The following is a 1,687-nucleotide window of genomic DNA, read 5'->3' as shown; positions in this document are numbered from 1 at the left end:
CATGACGCCAACCCAGATGGTTGCCATTGTGCGGGGAGTTCAGACGTGTCCACTTCCGACCGGCCGGGCGCGGCGGACCCGGCCCTCCCCCCGACCCCCGGGGCGCGCCGGCCCGCCGCGCCCAGCGCGGACCCCCTCCCACCCCACGCACTACCCCGCAGGAGATGGTTCACGTGACAGGCGCACCCGTACTGGCGCTGCGCGAGGTCTCCAAGCGCTTCGGCGCCGTGCAGGCACTCACCGACGTCGACCTCGACGTCCACGCCGGCGAAGTCGTCGCGCTGGTCGGCGACAACGGCGCCGGCAAGTCGACCCTGGTCAAGACGATCGCCGGCGTCCACCCGATCGACGAGGGCACCATCAGCTGGGAAGGCCGCCCCGTGCGGATCGGCCGCCCCCAGGACGCCCAGGCGCTCGGTGTCGCCACCGTCTACCAGGACCTCGCGCTCTGCGACAACCTCGACGTCGTCGCCAACCTCTTCCTCGGCCGTGAGCTGCGCCGCCACGGCACGCTGGACGAGGTCGCCATGGAACGGCGTGCCAAGGAACTGCTGGACACCCTCTCGATCCGGATCCCCAGCGTGCGGATCCCGATCGCCGCGCTCTCCGGCGGCCAGCGCCAGGTCGTGGCCATCGCCCGCGCCCTGGTCGGCGACCCGAAGATCGTCATCCTCGACGAGCCGACCGCCGCCCTCGGCGTGGAGCAGACCGCCCAGGTCCTCGACCTGGTCGAGCGGCTGCGCGAGCGGGGCCTCGGCGTGATCCTGATCAGCCACAACATGGCGGACGTCAAGGCGGTCGCCGACACCGTCGCCGTCCTGCGCCTGGGCCGCAACAACGGGACCTTCCCGGTTGCCGGCACCTCGCACGAGGAGATCATCTCCGCCATCACCGGCGCCACCGACAACGCCGTCACCCGGCGCCAGGCACGCATCGCGGAGGAAGCGAAGTGAGCACGAGTCAGACCACCCCCAGCCCGGCCGCCGGCACCCCGGCCGCCGCCCCGGCGACCGACCCCCGGCTGCTGGTCCGCCAGGGCGGCGTGGCCGGCTACGTGGAGGAGTTCCGCCGCAAGATCAAGAGCGGTGACCTCGGCTCGCTGCCGGTCGTCATCGGCCTGATCCTGATCGCGGTCATCTTCCAGAGCGTCACCGGCCACTTCCTGCAGGCCGACAACCTCACCAACATCACCAAGTGGATCGCCGGACCGGGCCTCATCGCGGTCGGCGTCGTCTTCGTGCTGCTGCTCGGCGAGATCGACCTCTCGCTCGGCTCCATCGCGGGTGTCTGCGCCGCCGTCACCTCGGTGCTGGCCGTCCGCGAAGGCCTCAACGAAGGCCTGGCGATCCTGCTCGCCATCGCCACCGCCGTCGCCATGGGCGCCCTGCACGGCTTCTTCTTCGCCAAGATCGGCGTGCCCGCCTTCGTGGTCACCCTGGCCGGCATGCTCGCCTGGAGCGGCCTGCAGGACTTCGTGCTCGGCAAGCTCGGCACCGTCAACAACATCAACGACGGCGTCGTCGCCAACCTCGACACCTACTTCCTCGGCGACGGCGACGTCCTCTACGCCTGGCTGCTCGCCGTCCTCGCCATCGGCCTCTTCCTGACCGGCCAGCTGCTGGACGGTACTGGGTCCCGCCGTGGGGCTTCCTGAGCCTGCACTCCGCCTCCGGGACGGAGTGGCCGG

The 1,687-nt window shown here is 71.3% G+C and carries 2 protein-coding genes; both read left to right on the top strand.

Features of this window, described 5'->3' with window-relative positions; translation table 11 throughout:
- Window positions 1-164: 164 nt before the first annotated feature.
- Window positions 165-953 carry an ATP-binding cassette domain-containing protein gene (locus tag ABZ885_RS40695; RefSeq protein WP_360200183.1) on the top strand — a complete coding sequence of 263 codons (789 nt, stop codon included), beginning with the start codon at window positions 165-167 and terminating at the stop codon, window positions 951-953.
- Window positions 950-1,654, top strand: a complete 705-nt coding sequence (locus tag ABZ885_RS40690) for a hypothetical protein (protein ID WP_360200181.1) — start codon at window positions 950-952, stop codon at window positions 1,652-1,654. Before ABZ885_RS40695 ends, ABZ885_RS40690 begins: the two co-directional genes overlap by 4 nt.
- The last annotated feature ends 33 nt before the right edge of the window (window positions 1,655-1,687 follow it).

The sequence above is a fragment of the Kitasatospora sp. NPDC047058 genome, assembly GCF_040643935.1.
Lineage (GTDB): Bacteria > Actinomycetota > Actinomycetes > Streptomycetales > Streptomycetaceae > Kitasatospora.
Note: the sequence above shows the minus strand (reverse complement) of the source record. Positions and strands in the feature narration are given on the sequence as shown.

Excerpts from the sequence above, each read along its gene's own strand:
- ABZ885_RS40695 (WP_360200183.1), top strand. The coding sequence starts at position 165 with ATGGTTCACGTGACAGGCGCACCCGTACTGGCGCTGCGCGAGGTCTCC.